The organism is Synechococcus sp. MIT S9452 (genome assembly GCF_047304245.1).
GTDB lineage: Bacteria > Cyanobacteriota > Cyanobacteriia > PCC-6307 > Cyanobiaceae > RCC307.
Window position 1 is genome coordinate 2,180,705 of sequence record NZ_CP138956.1, and the last position, 18,886, is coordinate 2,199,590.

Annotated in this window: 22 protein-coding genes; 14 read left to right on the forward strand and 8 right to left on the reverse strand. The window is 63.0% G+C overall.

Going from position 1 to position 18,886, the window contains the following annotated elements:
- Positions 1–137 precede the first annotated feature (137 nt).
- The 13 genes from SIB46_RS11650 to SIB46_RS11710 all read left to right on the forward strand — a co-directional run bounded on the left by SIB46_RS11650 (position 138) and on the right by SIB46_RS11710 (position 9,418).
- The gene (locus SIB46_RS11650; RefSeq protein ID WP_413296291.1) at positions 138–1,334 is read left to right on the forward strand and encodes a class I SAM-dependent methyltransferase; all 1,197 of its coding nucleotides are present in this window, start codon (positions 138–140) and stop codon (positions 1,332–1,334) included.
- 85 nt (positions 1,335–1,419) lie between these two features.
- Positions 1,420–1,797, forward strand: coding sequence for a hypothetical protein (locus SIB46_RS11655; RefSeq protein ID WP_413296292.1), 378 nt, complete (start codon positions 1,420–1,422; stop codon positions 1,795–1,797).
- 6 nt (positions 1,798–1,803) lie between these two features.
- A complete protein-coding gene (gene atpB, locus SIB46_RS11660; protein WP_011936298.1) occupies positions 1,804–2,523 on the forward strand; it encodes a F0F1 ATP synthase subunit A in 720 nt (239 codons plus the stop codon).
- 172 nt (positions 2,524–2,695) lie between these two features.
- A complete protein-coding gene (gene atpE / locus SIB46_RS11665) occupies positions 2,696–2,944 on the forward strand; it encodes an ATP synthase F0 subunit C (RefSeq protein WP_006851467.1) in 249 nt (82 codons plus the stop codon).
- A gap of 71 nt (positions 2,945–3,015) precedes the next feature.
- Complete coding sequence (locus SIB46_RS11670) at positions 3,016–3,483, forward strand: F0F1 ATP synthase subunit B' (RefSeq protein ID WP_413296293.1); 468 nt, start codon at positions 3,016–3,018, stop codon at positions 3,481–3,483.
- Positions 3,483–3,998 (forward strand): F0F1 ATP synthase subunit B, encoded by a 516-nt coding sequence (locus tag SIB46_RS11675; protein WP_413296294.1) that lies wholly within the window; start codon positions 3,483–3,485, stop codon positions 3,996–3,998. The genes SIB46_RS11670 and SIB46_RS11675 overlap by 1 nt, the downstream gene beginning before the upstream one ends.
- Positions 3,999–4,002: 4 nt before the next feature.
- A complete protein-coding gene (gene atpH / locus SIB46_RS11680; protein WP_413296295.1) occupies positions 4,003–4,548 on the forward strand; it encodes an ATP synthase F1 subunit delta in 546 nt (181 codons plus the stop codon).
- Between the two features lie 45 nt (positions 4,549–4,593).
- Complete coding sequence (gene atpA / locus SIB46_RS11685; RefSeq protein ID WP_413296296.1) at positions 4,594–6,111, forward strand: F0F1 ATP synthase subunit alpha; 1,518 nt, start codon at positions 4,594–4,596, stop codon at positions 6,109–6,111.
- A 10-nt stretch (positions 6,112–6,121) separates the two neighbouring features.
- On the forward strand, positions 6,122–7,069 hold the full coding sequence (locus SIB46_RS11690; protein ID WP_413296297.1) for a F0F1 ATP synthase subunit gamma: 948 nt from the start codon (positions 6,122–6,124) through the stop codon (positions 7,067–7,069).
- An 81-nt stretch (positions 7,070–7,150) separates the two neighbouring features.
- A complete protein-coding gene (locus SIB46_RS11695) occupies positions 7,151–7,873 on the forward strand; it encodes a TIGR02466 family protein (protein ID WP_413296298.1) in 723 nt (240 codons plus the stop codon).
- The gene (locus SIB46_RS11700; RefSeq protein ID WP_413296299.1) at positions 7,873–8,202 is read left to right on the forward strand and encodes a 2Fe-2S iron-sulfur cluster-binding protein; all 330 of its coding nucleotides are present in this window, start codon (positions 7,873–7,875) and stop codon (positions 8,200–8,202) included. Before SIB46_RS11695 ends, SIB46_RS11700 begins: the two co-directional genes overlap by 1 nt.
- Positions 8,199–8,381, forward strand: coding sequence for a hypothetical protein (locus SIB46_RS11705; protein ID WP_011936290.1), 183 nt, complete (start codon positions 8,199–8,201; stop codon positions 8,379–8,381). The genes SIB46_RS11700 and SIB46_RS11705 overlap by 4 nt, the downstream gene beginning before the upstream one ends.
- Positions 8,348–9,418, forward strand: a complete 1,071-nt coding sequence (locus tag SIB46_RS11710) for a DUF3326 domain-containing protein (protein WP_413296300.1) — start codon at positions 8,348–8,350, stop codon at positions 9,416–9,418. Before SIB46_RS11705 ends, SIB46_RS11710 begins: the two co-directional genes overlap by 34 nt.
- On the opposite strand, the gene SIB46_RS11715 is transcribed toward SIB46_RS11710, so the two are convergent.
- The 6 genes from SIB46_RS11715 to SIB46_RS11740 all read right to left on the reverse strand — a co-directional run bounded on the left by SIB46_RS11715 (position 9,405) and on the right by SIB46_RS11740 (position 15,534).
- Positions 9,405–9,704 carry a hypothetical protein gene (locus tag SIB46_RS11715; RefSeq protein WP_413296301.1) on the reverse strand — a complete coding sequence of 100 codons (300 nt, stop codon included), beginning with the start codon at positions 9,702–9,704 and terminating at the stop codon, positions 9,405–9,407. The two genes, SIB46_RS11710 and SIB46_RS11715, sit on opposite strands and share 14 nt — an antisense overlap.
- A gap of 104 nt (positions 9,705–9,808) precedes the next feature.
- Complete coding sequence (gene ald / locus SIB46_RS11720; protein WP_413296302.1) at positions 9,809–10,948, reverse strand: alanine dehydrogenase; 1,140 nt, start codon at positions 10,946–10,948, stop codon at positions 9,809–9,811.
- A gap of 33 nt (positions 10,949–10,981) precedes the next feature.
- Positions 10,982–12,658 carry an NAD+ synthase gene (locus tag SIB46_RS11725; protein ID WP_413296303.1) on the reverse strand — a complete coding sequence of 559 codons (1,677 nt, stop codon included), beginning with the start codon at positions 12,656–12,658 and terminating at the stop codon, positions 10,982–10,984.
- Positions 12,618–13,250, reverse strand: coding sequence for a nicotinate-nucleotide adenylyltransferase (locus tag SIB46_RS11730; RefSeq protein ID WP_413296304.1), 633 nt, complete (start codon positions 13,248–13,250; stop codon positions 12,618–12,620). Before SIB46_RS11730 ends, SIB46_RS11725 begins: the two co-directional genes overlap by 41 nt.
- Entirely contained in the window at positions 13,247–14,536 is a 1,290-nt protein-coding gene (locus SIB46_RS11735; RefSeq protein WP_413296305.1) for a GTP-binding protein, read from the reverse strand. Before SIB46_RS11735 ends, SIB46_RS11730 begins: the two co-directional genes overlap by 4 nt.
- Positions 14,536–15,534, reverse strand: coding sequence for a CNNM domain-containing protein (locus tag SIB46_RS11740; RefSeq protein WP_413296306.1), 999 nt, complete (start codon positions 15,532–15,534; stop codon positions 14,536–14,538). Before SIB46_RS11740 ends, SIB46_RS11735 begins: the two co-directional genes overlap by 1 nt.
- A gap of 66 nt (positions 15,535–15,600) precedes the next feature.
- Here SIB46_RS11740 and SIB46_RS11745 point away from each other — a divergent pair, with 66 nt between their 5' ends.
- Positions 15,601–16,911 (forward strand): aminopeptidase P N-terminal domain-containing protein, encoded by a 1,311-nt coding sequence (locus SIB46_RS11745; protein WP_413296307.1) that lies wholly within the window; start codon positions 15,601–15,603, stop codon positions 16,909–16,911.
- 2 nt (positions 16,912–16,913) lie between these two features.
- On the opposite strand, the gene SIB46_RS11750 is transcribed toward SIB46_RS11745, so the two are convergent.
- Both SIB46_RS11750 and SIB46_RS11755 read right to left on the reverse strand, forming a co-directional pair.
- Positions 16,914–18,053 carry a calcium:proton antiporter gene (locus tag SIB46_RS11750; protein ID WP_413296308.1) on the reverse strand — a complete coding sequence of 380 codons (1,140 nt, stop codon included), beginning with the start codon at positions 18,051–18,053 and terminating at the stop codon, positions 16,914–16,916.
- 34 nt (positions 18,054–18,087) lie between these two features.
- A complete protein-coding gene (locus tag SIB46_RS11755; RefSeq protein WP_413296309.1) occupies positions 18,088–18,837 on the reverse strand; it encodes a TIGR01548 family HAD-type hydrolase in 750 nt (249 codons plus the stop codon).
- Positions 18,838–18,886 lie beyond the last annotated feature (49 nt).

The following is an 18,886-nucleotide window of genomic DNA, read 5'->3' on the forward strand; positions in this document are numbered from 1 at the left end:
AACCGGCCACGGCCGGGGCCAGTGCAGGTTACGGCTGAGTTCGTAGGCGTTGCCGGCTGCATGAACAAATGTTTGCAGCCTTGATCCAGTCGATAGGCCGGCGATGAGAGGCTCACCAAGCGCCCGATCTCAGGCTGTTGACTCCAGGCCCCCACCCCACGGATTCCGCCACCCCCGTGGTGAGTGCCTTCTACGACCGTTTCCCCTACCCCGCCGATCCGATCCAAGACGGTCCACCGCCTGGATACAACTGGCGCTGGAGCCACGCCGATGCCTACAGCTCCTGTGCTGGCGTGTTGCCTCCCCAGCGCCAAACCCTGCGGATCCTCGATGCGGGCTGTGGAACAGGGGTCAGCACCGATTACCTCGCCCACCTCAATCCAGGTGCCGAGATTTTGGCCATCGATATCAGTGCCGGAACCCTGGCCATGGCCCAAGAGCGCTGCCAGCGCTCAGGCGCCATCGAGCAGGCCGCGGTGCGGTTTCAACAGCGCAGCCTGTTGGATCTAGCTGGTGAAGGCCCCTTCGATCACATCAACAGCGTTGGGGTGCTGCATCACCTCGATAATCCCCAGGCCGGATTGAAGGCCTTGGCGCCGTTGCTCGCCCCAGGCGGCATCTTGCATCTATTTCTGTATGCCGATGCCGGCCGCTGGGAGATCCACCGGGTGCAGCGCGCCTTGGGCTTGCTCGGTGCTGGCTATGGCGAGGACGGACTGCGTTTGGGACGCGCTCTCTTGAGCGAGCTGCCCGAAGACAACCGCCTGCGCCAACGCCATGAATCCCGTTGGGCCATCGATACCGCCCACGACCCCAATTTCGCGGACATGTACTTGCATCCGCAGGAGACCAGTTACGACCTGCGCCGGCTCTGGGACTTCGTTGCCGCCGCTGATTTGCATTTCCTTGGTTTCAGCAATCCAGAGCAGTGGCAGCTCGGGCGTTTGCTGCAGGGTGAACTGCTCGAGCGCGCCCAGGCGTTGCCCCAAGAGCAGCAGTGGTTGTTGATGGAGGCGTTGGATCCCGAGATCAGCCACTGGGAGTTTTTCCTTTCCAACCAGCCCCTCGCCCGCCAGGGGTGGACGGATGAACAAGAGCTCCTGGCGGCCATCGGAACGCGTAGCCGCTGCCTCTGGGGCTGGCCAAGCCCGAATTTGTTCGATCGCAACATGGCGCCACTGCAGCTCAGTGAGGCGCAATTGGCCCTGATGCAGGCGGTTAATCCTGAGCAGAACCTGGGGACCCTTGAGCTGACACTGACGCCGCAGCAGCGTTGTAAAGCAGCTCGGGAGATGCATGCCGCAGGCGTGCTTTTGCTCGCCAAGGGACGCTGAACTCACGTGATAGATTCCGCGGGCTCTTGGCGGCGTCAACACCCTTGAGATCACATTCCTCAGGTGCGTTGTTGCTTCCTTGGCCATGACCATTGACCCCATGGCGGACTACCGACGTCTTCAACGTTGGTCGCTGCTGATGTCCCTGGTCTTGGCAGCCTTCGCTGTGCTGATCAGTGCGGTTTGGTTCTCAGGAACCACCGTGTTGAGCGTTGCGGTTGGCTGCACGGCTGGTTGGCTCTACCTCCTGCTTCTCTCCCGTGCTGTTGAGAAGTTGGGAACCCAGAGCAGGTCATTGGGCAAAGCCCAATTGCTTGTTCCCGTGGTTCTGGTGTTGCTCTCCACCCGCTGGCCGTTGCTTGAGCTGCTGCCAGCCCTGATCGGTTTTCTGATCTACAAACCCGCGGTGATCATCACCACCGCTTTGGATCTTCGATCCAATCCCAAGCCCTCAAACGCCTAGGACCCGGTGCTCTTACACCTTCCCCTTGCCGAACTCGAGGTGGGTCACCACCTCTACTGGCAGATCGGCAATCTGAATATTCACGGTCAGGTTTTTCTTAGCTCCTGGATCGTTATTGGCGCCCTGCTTGCTGTGGTTGTCCTTGGCACCCGCAAGATGGAGCGTGATCCGCGCGGAGTCCAGAACCTGCTGGAGTTCCTCTGGGACTACCTGCGTGATCTGGCCCGTGATCAGATCGGTGAAAAGGTCTACCGCGATTGGCTGCCATTTATCGGCACCCTGTTCCTGTTCATTTTTGTCAGCAACTGGGGCGGCGCTCTGATCCCCTGGCGCATCGTTCATCTGCCGAGCGGCGAACTTGGTGCGCCCACGGCTGACATCAACACCACCGTGGCCATGGCCCTGCTGGTGTCCTTGGCGTTCTTCTATGCCGGCCTGAGCAACAAGGGTCTGAAGTTCTTCGAGTACTACGTGGAGCCGACTCCAATCATGCTCCCGTTCAAGATCATCGAGGAATTCACCAAGCCCCTGTCCCTGTCCTTCCGTCTGTTTGGCAACATCCTTGCCGACGAATTGGCAGTGGCCGTTCTGGCCTCCTTGGTGCCCCTGCTTGTGCCCCTGCCGGTCATGCTCCTTGGCCTGTTTACCAGTGCCATCCAGGCTTTGATCTTCGCGACCCTCGCCGCCTTCTACATCGGTGAGGCCGTTCACGAGGAAGCTCACTAAGCCCTTTGGCTTTCGCCCTAACCCGGCGATCTGCTAAACACTTCGCGCGCAGGTCCGGCTGCTGACCGGGCCCTTCCCTGATTCAAGGGTTGTCCCAGGCGCCCATGGGGTCACAAACCCCACCCATCGCCCACTCAGCGCTCCCGCAGCGCCCCCCATAACTCCTCTCAACATGGATTCCATTACCTCCGCTGCTTCCGTTGTGGCCGCTGGTCTGGCTGTCGGCCTCGCCGCTATTGGCCCCGGTATCGGTCAGGGCACCGCATCCGGCGGCGCTGTTGAGGGCATCGCCCGTCAGCCCGAAGCCGAAGGCAAGATTCGCGGCACTCTGCTGCTCTCCCTGGCATTCATGGAATCGCTGACCATCTACGGCCTGGTGGTGGCACTGGTGCTCCTGTTCGCCAACCCCTTCGCCGGCTGATCTGAGGACTTGGGAGCGCCCTAGCGCTCCCCATCCCCTTTCCTTTCCTCTGTCCCAGCGCCTCAGGTTCCATGCACAGCTGGCTTCTGCTGGCCGAAGCAGCTACCCCCAAGGGTGGTCTGTTTGATCTCGATGCCACCCTGCCCCTCATGGCGGTCCAGGTGGTGGTGCTCACCTTCGTCCTCAACGCCCTGTTTTTCCGCCCAGTCGGCAAAGCAGTGGAGGACCGTGAGGGTTACATCAGCACCAGCCGCGCCCAGGCCAAAGAAAAATTGGCCCAGGCCGAGCGTTTAGAGGCTGAGCTCAAGGCCCAGCTCCTGGATGCCCGCAAGCAATCGGTTGCGGTTATTCAACAAGCCGAAGAAGAGGTGGATCGCCTCTTCCGTGAAGCCTTGGCTGTTGCCCAAAGCGAAGCCAACAGCGTGCGTGAGAAAGCTCGCGGCGAGGTGGATGCCGAAAAGGCCAAGGCCTTCTCCGGCATCGATGCTCAAGCCGACAAGCTCAGCTCCCTGATCGTTGACCGTTTGCTGGCCGCCTGATGACCACGTCACTTCCTCTCGTTCTGGCGAATCACGGGTTTGCCCTGAACTTCAACGTCTTTGAGACCAACCTCATCAACCTGGTCCTCGTGATCGCGTTGCTGGTGTATTTCCTCAAGGGATTCCTCGGCGGCATCCTTGAGCGTCGCCGCGAGGCGATCCTCGCGGACCTCAAAGATGCTGAAGAGCGTCTGGTCACCGCCAGCAAGGCCCTGGAAGAGGGTCAGCGTGAACTGGCTCAAGCCAAGTCCACCGCTGAAAAAATCTTGGCCGAAGCCAAGCAGCGCGCTCAGCTGATCCGCGAGGACGGCGAGAAGCGCACGGTCGAAGAGATGGCCCGCATCAAACAAGATGCCAACGCCAACCTCAACGCCGAAGCCGCCCGTGTGATTGAAGCCCTGCGCGCTGAAACGGCGCGGACGGCCATCGATAAGGCATTGGCTGCCCTGCCCAAGCGTCTCAACGATGCGAAGCGGGCCGAACTGATTGACCGTTCCATCGAGGCACTCGGATAAGGCCATGCCCCTGCTCAACACCCTTGCCACCCCCTACGCCGACGCCTTGTTGCAGGTGGGTGAATCCCGCAAAGAGAGCGATGCTCTGGCTGATGAAGCCAAAGCCCTGCTCAGCGCCTGGTCATCCAGCCAGGAGCTGCAGGACGCCATGCGCTCTCCGGTGCTCTCTGTCGAGGGCAAGAAACAAGCGTTGAACAGCCTGTTCAGCGAGAGCATCAGCCCGGCGATGCTCAATCTCCTCAAACTGCTTGCCGACCGTCAGCGGATCGGCATGCTCGACGCTGTCCTGGAGCGATTCCTGGAGCTCTACCGAGAGCTTCGTGGCATCACCCTGGCCTACGTCACCTCGGCCACTGCTCTGAGCGAGCAGCAACAGGACAAACTCACCGAGAAGGTGAAGACCGTGGCCGGCACCACAGCGGTAGACATCGATCTGTCCGTTGACCCCGATTTGATCGGCGGTTTCGTGGTGCGCCTTGGCTCACAAGTGATCGACGCCAGCCTGCGAGGTCAGGTGCGGCAACTCGGCCTGTCCCTGGCACGGGCCTGATCACCCCCATCCCCTTCCCCCTTCCCCCTTCACCGCTTCCAAGCCATGGTTTCCATCCGTCCCGACGAGATCAGCGCCATCCTCAAGCAGCAAATTGAGGATTACGACAAGTCGGTCTCTGTCAGTAACGTCGGCACCGTGCTTCAGGTGGGTGACGGCATCGCTCGCGTCTATGGCCTCGACAAGGTCATGGCCGGTGAGCTTGTGGTCTTTGAAGACGGCACTGAAGGCCTCGCCCTGAACCTCGAAGACGACAACGTGGGTGTCGTGCTGATGGGTGAGGGCTACGGGATCCAGGAAGGCAGCACCGTGAAGGCCACCGGCAAGATCGCCTCGGTGCCCGTTGGTGAAGCCATGCTTGGCCGCGTGGTCAATCCCCTGGGTCAGCCCATGGACGGCAAGGGTGAGATCGCCAGCACCGATACCCGCCTGATCGAAAACCCCGCGCCTGGAATCATTCAGCGCAAATCGGTTCACGAGCCGATGCAGACAGGCATCACCGCCATCGACGCGATGATCCCCATCGGTCGTGGCCAGCGCGAGTTGATCATTGGTGACCGCCAGACCGGCAAAACCGCGATCGCGATCGACACGATCATCAACCAGAAGTCCGAAGACGTGGTTTGCGTCTACGTGGCCATTGGCCAGAAAGCCGCTTCCGTGGCTCAGGTCACCGAAGTGCTACGTGAGCGTGGCGCTCTCGACTACACCGTGATCGTGGCCGCTGGCGCCTCGGAAGCCGCCTCACTGCAATACCTGGCTCCCTACACCGGCGCCGCCATTGCTGAGCACTTCATGTACCAGGGCAAGGCCACCCTGGTGATCTACGACGACCTCACCAAGCAGGCCCAGGCATACCGCCAGATGTCTCTGCTGCTGCGTCGCCCGCCCGGCCGTGAGGCCTATCCCGGCGACGTCTTCTATTGCCACAGCCGCCTGCTGGAGCGTGCCGCCAAGCTCTCCGATGCCATGGGCAAAGGCAGCATGACGGCCCTGCCGATCATCGAAACCCAAGCCGGTGACGTGTCGGCTTACATCCCCACCAACGTGATCTCCATCACCGATGGTCAGGTGTTCCTCAGCTCCGACCTGTTCAACTCCGGTCTGCGCCCTGCCATCAACGTGGGTATCTCCGTGAGCCGGGTGGGTGGTGCTGCCCAGACCAAGGCGATCAAGAAGATTGCTGGCACCTTGAAGCTGGAGCTGGCTCAGTTCGATGAACTGGCGGCCTTCTCCCAGTTCGCTTCCGATCTCGACGCTGCTACCCAAGCCCAGCTGGGTCGCGGTAAGCGTCTGCGCGAGCTGCTCAAGCAAGCCCAATTCAGCCCGCTGCTGCTTGCTGAGCAGGTGGCCATCGTTTACGCCGGCACCAAGGGCTTCCTTGATGAGCTGCCCGTTGAGAAGGTCACCGAGTTCGTCCGCGAACTGCGTGATTACCTCAAGACCAGCAAGCCTGAGTTCATCAACGCCATCCAGACCGAGAAGGTGATGAGCGAATCCTCTGAGGCCATCCTCAAGGACGCCATCAAGCAGGTGGTCTCCGGACTGCTGGTCGCAGCCTGAGGTCGGATCAATGGCGAACCTGAAGGAGATCCGCGACCGGATCAAATCGGTCAAGAACACCCGCAAGATCACCGAGGCCATGCGCCTGGTGGCTGCGGCAAAGGTGCGCCGTGCCCAGGACCTGGTGCTGCGGAGTCGCCCCTTCGCAGACCGCCTGGCCCGCGTGCTGGAAAGCCTGCAAAGCCGCATTGCCCTGGAGTCGGCAGACACTCCTCTGCTTCAAGCGCGCGATCCCCGTCACATCACCTTGGTGGCGATGACGGGCGACCGCGGTCTCTGCGGTGGCTTCAACGCCAACATCATCAAGCGCACCGAACAGCGCTTCGCTGAGCTCAAGGCCTCGGGTTATGAGGTGGCTCTGATCACGGTTGGCCGCAAGGTCGACACTTACTTCCAAAACCGCAACTACCCGATTACGGCGAGTTTCACCGGTTTGGATCAGTTGCCCACCTCCACCGATGCCCTGCAGGTTTCCGATGCGGTTCAGGCTGAATTCCTTGGTGGTGCCACCGATCGCGTTGAGCTGATCTACACCAAGTTCATCAACTTGGTCAGCACCAAGCCCGTGTCCCAGACCCTGCTGCCGCTGGATCCCCAGGGCATTGCCAGCGCTGACGACGAGATTTTCCGTTTCGTCACCAAAGAAGGCGAACTGGGTGTCGAGCGCAGCAGCGCCGCCAACCAGGAGGACAAGCTGAAGTCGGACCTGGTGTTTGAACAGAGCCCCAGCCAGCTGCTGGATGTGCTGCTGCCCCTGTATCTGCAGAACCAGGTGTTGCGCTCATTGCAGGAGTCCGCTGCCAGTGAACTGGCCAGCCGGATGACGGCCATGAACAACGCCAGTGACAACGCCAAAGCCCTCGCCAAGGCCTTGACCCTTGATTACAACAAGGCTCGCCAAGCGGCCATTACTCAAGAAATCCTTGAAGTGGTGGGCGGTGCTTCGGCCATGGCTTGACCTTCAGCCAACACGTCATGCTGAAACCGGCCCCTTGGGGCCGGTTTTTTTGTGGTTGCTCTCTGCTTGCTCAGCACCGGCGTGGATCTTCAAGCTCTTTTCCCCTTGGCCCTGGCCCGGGTGCAGCTGCAGCTCGATCCGTTGCAGTTGGCCCAGTGGATGCAGGAGCTGATCCAGCTGCGGGGCCAGGCGCAAGGCAATCCCGAACCAGGTTGTGCCTGGACCGGCGACATCAATGGCCTCTGGCAACTGCACCAGCACCAGGCGTTTGCTCCCTTGGTGGCTGCCGTTGCTGAGCACGCCCGCGCCTATGTGGCCGCCCTGGGCTTTGATCACAGCCAGGTGGAGCTGCATATTCAACGCAGCTGGCCTGTGGTGAGCGGGCCAGAGCAAGCCATTGGCCGGCATCACCACCCCAATGCCCATCTCAGCGCGATTGTTTATCTCACCGGCGATGGCACTGGCGCCAGTGGTTGCCTGCGCTTGTTTGCCCCCCACAGCCTCAATGAGCTGGTGCCGGGTTTATCGGTGGGTCATGGCGGCCCGTTGCAGCAGCACTCAACAGCCGCCCAACACTGGAACGCCCCTTGGATCGATATTCCGCCAACCGCTGGCTTGTTGCTGCTGTTCCCGGCTGCCCTCGACCATGCGGTGACCGCCAACACCAGCAGCGATGAAGAACGCCTTTCGGTCGCCTTTGATTTGGCTCTCACCGCACCACAGGGCGACGTTCCGCCGGAGTATTTGGCGCCCCACCCCAGCCAGTGGGATTCGTTGCGTCAAGATGGTCCGCTGAGCAACTGATGGCGATGGCGGACACCTTTCAGGTGCAATTGGAATTGGAAGGCCAAATGCACACCTTCCCTTGCCAAAGCGATCAGACCGTCTTGGCCGCGGCTGAGGCCGCCAATCTGACTTTGCCCAGCTCCTGTTGTGCGGGCGTGTGCACTACTTGCGCCGCCAGCATTCGTTCCGGTGAGTTGCACCAGCCCGATGCCATGGGTGTCAAAGAGGAGCTGCGGCAGAGGGGATTTGCCTTGCTGTGTGTGGCGCAGCCCCGCAGTGATGTGCAGCTGCTGGCCGGACAGGAAGATGCGCTCTATGAGGCGCAATTTGGTCAATACCAAAAGTGAGGTTGCAGCCGTTTGAGCTGGAACTGGTGATCGAGCCGCAGCGCTGGCAGCAAGGGCGTGTGGCGGCGTGCCGCCAGGCCTTGGCTGCCCATGGTGAGCCCTTGCGTTGGGCGATCACAGCGGCTGAGCAGCGCCCTGAGGGGCAATGGTTGCGGCTGGAAGCCGTGCTGCTGGTGTGAGCGAACCGCTGCCCACGCTGCTGGTGATTCCCACAGGAATCGGCTGCGAGCAGGGGGGCTTCGCGGGTGATGCCTTGCCCGTGGCGCGGCTGCTGGCTGCCGCCAGCGACTGCCTGATCACCCATCCCAATGTGATGAATGGGGCGGCGCTCTATTGGAGTGACCCCCGCATCCACTACGTGGAGGGTTGGAGCCTGGATGCCTTCGCCAAGGGCTCGCTGCGGCTGCGGCCCCAGCGCCGCCAGCGCATTGGGGTGCTGTTCGATGCCGGCATTGAACCCGAGCTGCTGTTGCGCCATCGCCAGGTGCTGGATGGTGCACGGGCCACCTTGGGCTTGGAGATCGGCCCAGAGCTGGTGAGCGATCAGCCCCTCGGCGTCAGGCTCAGCCAGGCCTCCAGCGGCAGCAGCTGGGGCCAGCTCGAGCAGCCTGGTGCGCTGCTGCGGGCTGGTTCACGCCTGAAGCAAGCGGGCGCCACAGCGATTGCGGTGGTGGCGCGTTTCCCTGATGACAACGGCAGCGATGCCCTGCAGGCCTACCGCAGCGGCAGTGGTGTGGATGCGTTGGCTGGGGCTGAGGCGGTGATCAGTCATTTGCTAGTGCGGGAGCTGCAGATCCCGTGTGCCCATGCCCCCGCCCTGGCGCCGCTCGAGCCCATGACCGAGCTCGATTCGCGCGCTGCTGCTGAGGAGTTGGGCCACACCTTTTTGCCCTGCGTGCTGGTGGGGCTGAGCCGGGCGCCTGATCTCTGCGCTGCCTCTGATCCCTGGCGCCCGCAGGAGCTGGCGATTGATCAGGTGGGCGCGGTGGTGGCCCCCGCTGGTGCCCTGGGCGGGGAAACCGTGTTGGCCTGCGCCGATCGCGGCATCCCGATCGTTGCGGTGCGCAGCAACTCCAGCCTGTTGCAGGTGGATGGCGCTGCCTTGGATCTTGATGTGGTGCCAGCGGCTGATTACAGCTCCGCGGCTGGATTGGTGTTGGCTTGGCGCGAGGGACTGGACCCCCGGGCGTTGATGCGGCCGCTCAGCGCGGGCTGAGGTGCGTCAGCAGTTGGTTGAAGATCTGCTCGCAGCGGGTGTTGCGTTGGGCCATTAATTCATGGCTGCGCACCTGCAGGAGAGATTCCCCCAGGTTGTCGGCATCGGAGCAGTCGCAGATCACCGTGACGTATTGGTTGGGCTTGAGTCCGCGGCGAAAGCTTTCGCTCGCGTAGATCAAGGTGGGCAGTTGCGGGTGGTATTCCGGACTCAGGCCAGCGGCTTTTAGAACATCAATCGCCAGATCTTCGCTGGGCGTTGGAATCACCGCTTGATGAAAGGCCACGGGCGCCGGGCGGGGTGCTCGCCTGGTGTATCCAGAGATTTGGCCAAGCCAGAACGATGCGATGAATCTCTTCTTTCCCCTCAGCAGCCGTTAATTCACGTTGCTTAGCGCAGGCAGGCCATGGGGTGGCGCGGCGGCACATCGAGGGCCCGGGCAACACCGGGATGGCACACGGCCCCTTCAACGGTGTTGAGCCCGGAGAGCAGCTCGGGGCGCTCGGTCACCGCTTCGCTCAGGCCGCGTCCGGCAATGGTGACGATGTAGGGCAGCGTCACGCTCACCAGCGCTTCGGTGGAGGTGAACGGAACAGCACCAGGCATGTTGCCAACGGCGTAGTGCTGCACGCCAAATTTTTCAATCACCGGTTCGGTGTGGGTGGTCTCCTCGCTGCTGGCGATGCAGCCGCCTTGATCGATGGCCACATCGACGATCACCGAGCCAGGGCGCATCTGCTGCACCAGCGCTTCATCCACCAGGGTTGGGGCCCGCCCGCCCGGGGTGAGCACCGCACCGATCAGCAGATCAGCGGTGGGGATCACCCGTTCGATCAAGCCGCGGCTGCTCACCAAGCTGACCAGCCGTCCGCGCCGGTCGACTTCCAGATTGCGTAGCCGCTGGGGGGAGCGATCCAGCAGCAGCACCTCGGCATCCATGGCTGCTGCAACGCGCGCCGCGTTCCAGCCCACGGTGCCGGCGCCCAACACCACCACCCGGGCTGGTTTGACGCCGGTGCAGCCGCCGAGCAGCACGCCGCGACCGCCATGGGGGCGCTCCAGCAGATAGGCCCCCGCTTGGGTGGCCAGCCGCCCAGCGATTTCGCTCATCGGAGCCAGCAGGGGCAGGCTGCCGTTCTCCAGCTGCACCGTTTCGTAGGCAATCGAGGTGCAGCCGCTCTCCAGCAGGGCCTTGCCAACAGCGGGGTAGGCCGCCAGGTGCAGGTAGGTGAACAGCACCATGTCACGGCGCAAGAAGCCGAACTCCTCCGGCTGTGGTTCTTTCACCTTCACCACCAGGTGAGCGCCCCAAGCCTCTTCTTTGGAGACCATCGCCGCGCCGGCGGCGGCAAAGCTGGCGTCATCGATGCCAGCTCCGTGGCCAGCACCTTGCTCAATCCGCACCTCCAAACCAATGCTCACCAGCTCGCGCACTGCATCGGGGGTGAGAGCCACCCGCTGCTCATCGGGCTTGATCTCCCGAGGAATGCCGATGCTGCTCATCGAGGCGGCGGGTTGGGGAGCGGCCATGGTGGGTTGGTTCTGCTATCAGCCTGGCGATTCCTAGCCGCCGGCGCCAGTGCTGGCGGCGATTGGCATGCGCCAACCGCAACCAAACGAGCGGGCACTCAGTTTGAGCACCGGTGCGGCTTGGCGTCGTTTGAATTCTGACCGTTTCAGCAGCCGCCAGATCCGCTGCACGGCATCGCTCGGCTCACCGCTGGCGATGAGCTCTTCAGGCGAGGCATGCTCCTCGATAAAGCGCTGCAGCAGGCGATCGAGGTAGGGGTAGTCGGGCAGGGAGTCGCTGTCTTTTTGATCCGGTCTCAGCTCGGCGCTGGGGGGCTTGTTCAAAATTGCGCCCCCGATGACGGGCCCGCCGGCTGGCAGCCCGCAGCGTTGCCGCTCGCCGGCAGCGGCCGGGCTATCGAGCCAGCGCGTCAGCCGAAACACCTCGCTTTTGTAGAGATCCCCGATCACGGCCAGGCCGCCATTCATGTCGCCGTAGAGCGTGCAGTAGCCAACGGCCAGCTCGGATTTGTTGCCCGTAGCCAGCAGCAGTTGGCCCTCGCTGTTGGCCACGGCCATCAGCAAGGTGCCGCGGATCCGCGATTGCAGGTTTTCGGCGGTAATGCCCTCAGGTCTCTGCCCCAGGGCTGGGTTCAAGCTGCCGTCGTATTGCTGCATCAAGGGCTCAATCGGCACCGTGCTGGTGGCCAGATTCAACCGATTGGCGAGGGCCAGCGAATCCTGCAGCGATCCTTCCGAGCTGTAGGGCGATGGCATCAACAGGGCCCGCACCTGCCGGCTACCAAGGGCGGCCACGGCTAGGGCTGCCACCAGGGCCGAATCAATGCCGCCACTGAGCCCGAGCAAGGCTGTGCGGAAGCCGCATTTGCGGGCGTAGTCCTGCACCCCCAGCACGAGCATGCGCCAGAGCTGGGCCTCGGGGCTCAGGGGCTCCGGTGGGGTTGGACTCCCGGCGGCCTGGCTGTCCCAAATCTGCAGCGCGCTCTCCCCGCAGGGCAATTGCTGCTGCAACGCCCCAGTGGCATCCAGCACAAAGCTGTTGCCATCAAAAACCAGTTCGTCGTTTCCCCCCACCTGATTGACGTAGAGCACTGGGCATCCCAACCGCTGTTGGGCGGCCCCCGCCAGCTGACGGCGACGCTCCGCTTTGCCCTGGCCAAAGGGGGACGCCGAGAGGTTGATCAATAGATCGGGTTTGAGGGGCTGAAGCTCAGCGATTGGATCGCACAGCGGGGCGCTGCGGCCGCTGATTTTGGGTTCAACCCAGAGGTCTTCGCACAGGGTCAGCCCAAGGCACTGACCGCCCCAGCTCAGCAGCGCAGGTTGATCACCGCTGTGGAAATAGCGCTGTTCATCGAAGACGTCGTAACTGGGCAGCAGCCGTTTGCGCGCCACCAAGCGCCAGCCGCTGCGCTCCACCAGGGCCATGGCGTTGAACAGCCTCTGGCCACTCGTTTCAACCACCCCAAGCAGCAGCCCAAACCCTGGCGGCAAGGCGCCACTGAGCTGATCAAGTTGGCGGTCTTGTTGCTGCCGCAAGGCCGGCTGTAGCAGCAGATCACGGGGTGGATAGCCCCAGAGGGCGAGCTCAGGGGCTAAGGCGAGTTCGGCTCCAGCTTCGGCAGCCTGCAGGCACTGCTGCTGCAGGCGTTGCCGATTGCCCTGCAGATCACCGACCAGCGGGTTGGATTGGATCAGTGCGATCCGCACAGGGGAGGTCGTCGGTGCTGAAACCGTAAAGGTTTTGCTGCGCCAAGTCTGTGAGCAACTCGCTGGGGACCAGTTCGGGGTTGGGGTGATGCCGCACTGAGGAGCTCGCCGCGGCTGGAATTTCTAGGGGCAGCCGCGCTATGTGCGGGCATAGCGCCTGCAGCCGCTCGAGCTCGCCGGCTTGCAGCGGCCAGCCTTGGCGCTGCACCACGGCGATCGAACAGCTGGGCAGCCAGGCCTCAACGGCATACCAGCTGGGGATTTGTGCCACCAGATCCGTTCCCACCACAAACACCAGATCGTCATTGGGGAAACAGCCGCGGGCCGCTTCGATGCTGTCGATGGCGCGGCGGCTGCTGAAGTCTTGGCGCAGCTGCAGCCGATCGCTGCAGGACTGCTCGGTGAGGCTGTTGACCACAGCTCCCAGCAGGGCCGCCCTCACCTCAAGGGGGGCACCGTGTTGCTTGAACGGGTTGTCACTGGCCCAGGTGCAGACCCGCGGGAAGAGTTGCATCAGCCCCGCCAGCACGGCGCGATGTCCCACCGTCGGCGGGTCTGCGCTAGTGCCAAACAGCGCCAGCTGGGAGCTCATGGCAACCCCACTTCGGGGCTCCAGCTCTGGTGGTGGGCCAGCCAGCGTTGGGCTTGGGGATCGGCCCGTTGCAAGCGCCGCAGCATGCTCGCTGGTCTGGCAGGGCCGCGGTGGGCAGAGAGCAGCAATTGACGGGTGGCTTCGCGGCCGGTGATGCGGGTGCCGTGTACCGCAAGGGCGGCTTGCGCCAGGGCTACTGGCGCAGCCGGGGCCAGGCTGAGCCCGCCACTAAACGGTGCCGCCATCAGCAGCACCTGTTTGATCAGGCTCAAGGCCCCTTGCAATCCCCACTGCACACCGCCAATGACCAAGCTCTGGCGTCCGACCCGTTGCAGCAGCCGCCGAGCGGAGGGGCCGCGTAGCCGCACCCCGTAGAGCTGGGCCAGTTGCACGATCAAGGTGCTATCGACCGCAGCGCTGCCGGCTAAATCCAGCAGCATCAGTGGATTAGCGGCTAGGCCTGCCGCTTTGATGCTGGCGCAGCGGCCAATCAAGGCTTGGGCGGCCTGCTGGCGCTGGTCCAGGCGCCAGGCCAACAGGCGCGCACTGAAGTGGTCGGCGGCGCGCAGGCTATTGAGGGCCAACAGCAATTCCCCGTGGGTGTTCAGCAGCTCATGGAGGTGCTGCTGCAGCGCTCCCAATTCCGGGGCAGCGGCTTGGCGGCGCACGCGGCCATCGGCTAGCACCACCGGCCGCCGTGGCGCGGCGGCCACCCACAGCAGAGGCTCATCACGGCCGCAGCGCTGCTGGATGGTGCCTGTGAGTTGGCGCCGCTCCAAGCGGCTGTAGGCATCAGCTCGGTTGGCCACGAGCACCACAGGCTTGCCGCTGTCTTGCAGGGTTTGAAAGGCCGCCAGTTCCGGCGCGCTGATGTCGCCATCGATCACCATCACCACCAGATCGCTGCCGGTGGCCACCCGTCGTGCCAGGCGCTCCCTGGCCGGAGCCGCAATCTCATCAATGCCGGGGGTATCCACCAGTTGCAGCTGGCCGTCATCACCCCATTGGCGGTGCCAATCCACGGTTTGCTGGCGCCGGGTGCTGCCATGGGCCACATCGGTGGCAAGGGCTTCATCGCCAATCAAGGCGTTGATCAAGCTGCTTTTGCCCACCCCAACGCGGCCGAACACGGCCAGACGCAGCTGCCGTTGTTGCAAGCGCTGCAGCTGCCGGTCGAGGCCTTGAAGCTCGGGTCCCAGCACCGATTGCTCGCGGCGGCTGAGCTGCAGTCCGTCTCGCCACTGGATCAGGGCGCGGGTAATGGTGGTGCTGCGCTGCTTGTCCATCAGGCTTGCGGCTCCACCCGGGGACGGGTCCAGCCCGCCAGAACAGCAAGCACCACTTCAGCTCCAATCAGGCCAACAAAGGCACCAAATTCATCGACCACAACACGCACCGAATCGCGGCTGCGGCGAAAACTGGTGAGCAGCCGATCAGCGCGGATCATCTCAGGCACGAATTCCACCGGCTCCGAGACGCTGGCGGCGGTGGCGTGTCCGCGGCCTTGCACCAGCGCTGTGAGCAACTGATCGCGGCTGGCCACCCCCAGCACCTCATCAACTTCCTCTCCGAGCACCACCCACCAGGGGGAGTCGTCGCTGAGCAAGAGATCACGCAGCTCGTCGAGTTGCGTTGAACCATTGAGTGTTGGGGCCGAGACCCGCGGCAGCATCAAATCCCTGGCGGTTAAGTCATTGAGTTGAAACACCTTGGCGATCATTGCGGCCTCATCAGCCTCGATGCGCCCCTTTTGGGATCCCAGCCTGGCGAGCAAACGGATCTCGCCTTCATCGGTGGTGAGCTCGTTTTCCTCACTCAGCGCTGGCATCAACCGCTCGAGCAGCAGCACCAGTGGCGTGCCCAGCTTCAGAAGCAGCGCCAGAGCGGGTGCTGCGAGCAAGGCGGTGCTGGCGGCGGTGCGGGTGCCAAAGGCCTTCGGCACGATTTCCCCCAGCACGATCACCAGCACGGTGAAGCTGAACGAGAACACCGTTAGCGCGGTTCCCTGCAGGCCGTGGTGGTTGAAGACCACAGCAGCTAGGGCGCCCAACATCAGGCTGCCGAAGATGTTGAAGAGGTTGTTGGTGATCACCAACATCACCAAAACTCTGGCCAGGCGGCCCTTGAGGTTTTGCAGCAGCTGAGCCCCTTTGACCCCGCGGCCCACCATCTCGTGCACCCGCAGGGGGCTCACTGTGAGCAGGGCCGCTTCAACGCCAGAACACAGGGCTGAACCTGCCAGCAGGATGACCACCAGGCCCGCTAAAAGGAGGAAATCGCTCACTGCACCCGGCGGCGGGCCAACCTGACACACTCATTTAACCGCCTGCACCAAGGCCCGACAGACCCCGTGCCGATCAATTACGCCCACCGGCGCCAGCAATTCCTTGATGCACTCGAGGGGCAGGCCGCTGTGATTCCTGCGGCGGCGCTGATGCAACATCACGCCGATGTGGAGTTCCCCTTCCGTCAGGACAGTGATTTTTGGTACCTGACCGGGTTCGATGAGCCGGGGGCTGTGGCCCTGTTCCTTCCCCATCGGCCAGGCAACTCCTTTGTGCTGTTTGTGCCCGCCAAAGACCCCACGGCTGAGGTTTGGCATGGTTTCCGTTGGGGTACCGAAGGGGCGGTGGCTGAATTTGGGGCCGATGTGGCCCATCCTTTGGAGCAGCTCGAGGCGCTGCTTCCCGACTACCTCCAAGGGGCTGAGGGAATTTGTTTTCGGGTGGGCCGTCACCCCGATCTCGAAAAGCTGGTGCTGCGCTGCTGGGGCAACCAGCTCGATCGCGCCACACGCACGGGTGAAGCGATGCGGCAGCTCACGGCCCCATGCCCAATCCTGCATGCGATGCGCCTGCGCAAGGACGCGGCGGAATTGGACCGACTGCGCCAGGCCTGCCGGATTAGCGCCGAAGCCCACGAACGCGTCCGCGCCCTGGTGCAGCCGGGACAAAACGAGGCTGAGGTGCGAGCCAACTTGGAGCAGCACTTCCTCGCCAGTGGCAGCCGCGGTTTTGCCTACCCCTCGATCGTCGCGGGTGGGGATAACGCCTGCATCCTTCACTACACCGCCAACAACGCCCCGCTGAACGATGGCGACCTGCTGCTGATCGACGCGGGTTGTTCAGTGCGCGACTACTACAACGGCGACATCACCCGCACCTTCCCGATCAATGGTCGCTTCAGCCCTGAGCAGCGCGACCTCTACAGCTTGGTCTTGGCAGCCCAAGAGGCGGCCATTGCCAAGGTGTCGCCGGGATCAACAGCAGAGGCGGTGCATGACACCGCCGTGCGCGTGCTGGTGGAAGGCCTGTTGGAGCTGGGGCTGCTGCGCGGCAGCGTTGATGCGGTGATCGAGCAAGACGCCTACCGCCATCTCTACATGCACCGCACCGGCCACTGGCTGGGCCTGGATGTGCACGATGTTGGCGCCTACCGGCTGGGGGACCACCCGGTGAGCCTGGAAACCGGCATGGTGTTGACGGTGGAACCCGGCATCTATATCAGCGATCGCCTGCCCGTTCCTGAGGGGCAGCCCGCCATTGAGGAGCGCTGGAAAGGCATCGGGATTCGCATCGAAGACGATGTGGCTGTGGTCAATGGCGGCGCTGAGGTGCTGACCGCCACTGCCCTCAAGAGTGTGGAAGCGATGGAGCGCTGACTTCAGACCAGCTCCAGCACGAACCAGAACAGAAACACCACCAGCAACATCAGCCCTTCGCTGCCCAGCACGCGGCTGTGGGGGCGCAGCAGAAACAAGGTGAGCGTGAGCAGCACCATTTCGTATTGCTCCAACCCCAAGATCACCTTGGTGCCCGTGGCTTCACCGATCAGCAGCACCGCAGGAACTGTGAGGCTGATGGTGGAGAGCACCGAGCCGTAGAGGGTGTTGAGGGCCCGCTGCAACTTGCCTTTCAGCGTGGCTTGGATCGCATTGAAGGCCTCCGGTAGCAGGATCAGCATCGCCACGAGGATGCCGGCTAGGGAGCTGGGCAGGTTCAACTCATTGACCCCGCGCTCAATCAGCTGACCCATGGATTCAGCGATCACCACAACGATCGCCAGGGTTCCCATCAGCAGGGCTGCGGCCTGCCAGGGGCCCCCTTCCAGCTCGGCGTGATGGCGACTGCTGGGATCACCACCTTCTTCGGCAAACATCTCCATGAAGAAGCCGCGGTAGGCGCCGGTTTGGTTGAACAGGAACAGCCCGTAAACCACCACGGAGATGACCGAGAGAACGATGTTCAGCGGCAGGCTGAAATTGCCTTCAGGGCTGTCGTTGCTGAAGTTGGGAATGATCAGCACCAGCACGCTCATCGTGCCGATGAGGTTGTAGTAGACCATCGCTCCGGCCGTGTTCGTGGCCGCTAGGTCTTCGACCCGCATGGGTTGATCACGGTTCTGTTTCTGCATGCGGGAGGTGAGGCCCATGCACAACCCCGTGATGCCGGTGAGGGCCACCATCAAGACCGAAAACATCGAATCCCGCGCCAGGGTTGGATTCGATTCCCCCGTGAGCATCGTGCTGCCAATCAAGGCCAGCTCGATCACGATCACCGAGCCGGTGAGCACCAGCGTCCCGAAGGGCTCACCCAACTCTTCCGCCAATAGTTCCGCCTGGCGGGCCACCTGCAGTGAGAGCACCACCACGACGCTGCCCAGCAGGATCAGGCCCAACACGATGGTGCTGGCGTTGCCCGCCAGGAGCCACTCCAAGACCCCGGTGAAGCTCAGGAGCGCCAACACACCCGCTCCCAGCGAGAGCGTCGAGAGCTCAGGCAGCAGTACGCGCAGGCGACGCAATGGGGGAAGGACAGCTGTCCTTCACACAGTGACCTCAGCTTTGGGGAATTGTCAGCTGATCAATGAAAAAAAGCAGCTCCGGGGTGCTGCCCAGGATGTGATCGGCACCGGCTTGCAGCAGTTGCTGTTCATAGGCCTGCCGCGCCTGGGTTTGGCCATGCAGGTGGGGAGGCGCTACCGCCAGGCTCAGCCAGGGCTGCTCAGGCCGTTGCTGGCGGGCTTGGATCACGGTTTGCACATCAGCAACCGTGTCGCCGAGATAGAGCACGGGGGTTTCGGGGGTTGGGCGTAATTGGTCGCTGAGGCGGATCAATCCGGTGGGATCGGGTTTGTCGGGTGCATCCCCCATGGCAATCAGCGGTGGCTGCTGCAGTTGCAGTCGTTGCTGCAGTACGTAGCGGGCTGATGGCGGCTCAGCGCCGCTGACAAATCCCCAGCGGCAGCCCTTGGCACTCAGCTGCTCAAAAAAGTGGGGTTCCACTATCAGGGGCTCGCTGCCAATGAACCCTTGCCACTGGCACGGCTCCCCATCGGGATCGCCGCCGAAATAAAAATCGCTGAACACCGCTACCAAGGCCTCTCGCTGCGGCAACGCCACGCCTTGGCGGCGCAACAGCTCCAAGCTGGCGTCCCAATCGTTGTTCCAGCGCCCCTCGCCTTTGAGGGCATCCACACAGGCGGCATCGGGCCGCCAATTGCTGTAGTGATGCACCGTTTCCACCAAGGCCCGGCGGTAGCTGCCAGAGACATCGCGGATCACCCCGTCGATGTCGAACAGCACCACAGCAGCTGGGGCGATGGGTGGTGATGCGGGGGCTGGTAGGTTAGTCGTT

Bases quoted from the DNA above. Each gene is read 5' to 3' on its own strand.
- SIB46_RS11670 (WP_413296293.1), top strand. From the start codon at position 3,016: ATGCACAGCTGGCTTCTGCTGGCCGAAGCAGCTACCCCCAAGGGTGGT.
- SIB46_RS11690 (WP_413296297.1), top strand. From the start codon at position 6,122: ATGGCGAACCTGAAGGAGATCCGCGACCGGATCAAATCGGTCAAGAAC.
- atpH (WP_413296295.1), top strand. From the start codon at position 4,003: ATGCCCCTGCTCAACACCCTTGCCACCCCCTACGCCGACGCCTTGTTG.
- SIB46_RS11730 (WP_413296304.1), bottom strand. From the start codon at position 13,250: ATGAGCTCCCAGCTGGCGCTGTTTGGCACTAGCGCAGACCCGCCGACG.
- atpA (WP_413296296.1), top strand. From the start codon at position 4,594: ATGGTTTCCATCCGTCCCGACGAGATCAGCGCCATCCTCAAGCAGCAA.
- SIB46_RS11675 (WP_413296294.1), top strand. From the start codon at position 3,483: ATGACCACGTCACTTCCTCTCGTTCTGGCGAATCACGGGTTTGCCCTG.
- SIB46_RS11700 (WP_413296299.1), top strand. From the start codon at position 7,873: ATGGCGATGGCGGACACCTTTCAGGTGCAATTGGAATTGGAAGGCCAA.
- SIB46_RS11655 (WP_413296292.1), top strand. From the start codon at position 1,420: ATGACCATTGACCCCATGGCGGACTACCGACGTCTTCAACGTTGGTCG.
- atpE (WP_006851467.1), top strand. From the start codon at position 2,696: ATGGATTCCATTACCTCCGCTGCTTCCGTTGTGGCCGCTGGTCTGGCT.
- ald (WP_413296302.1), bottom strand. From the start codon at position 10,948: ATGGCCGCTCCCCAACCCGCCGCCTCGATGAGCAGCATCGGCATTCCT.
- SIB46_RS11710 (WP_413296300.1), top strand. From the start codon at position 8,348: ATGGTTGCGGCTGGAAGCCGTGCTGCTGGTGTGAGCGAACCGCTGCCC.
- SIB46_RS11735 (WP_413296305.1), bottom strand. From the start codon at position 14,536: ATGGACAAGCAGCGCAGCACCACCATTACCCGCGCCCTGATCCAGTGG.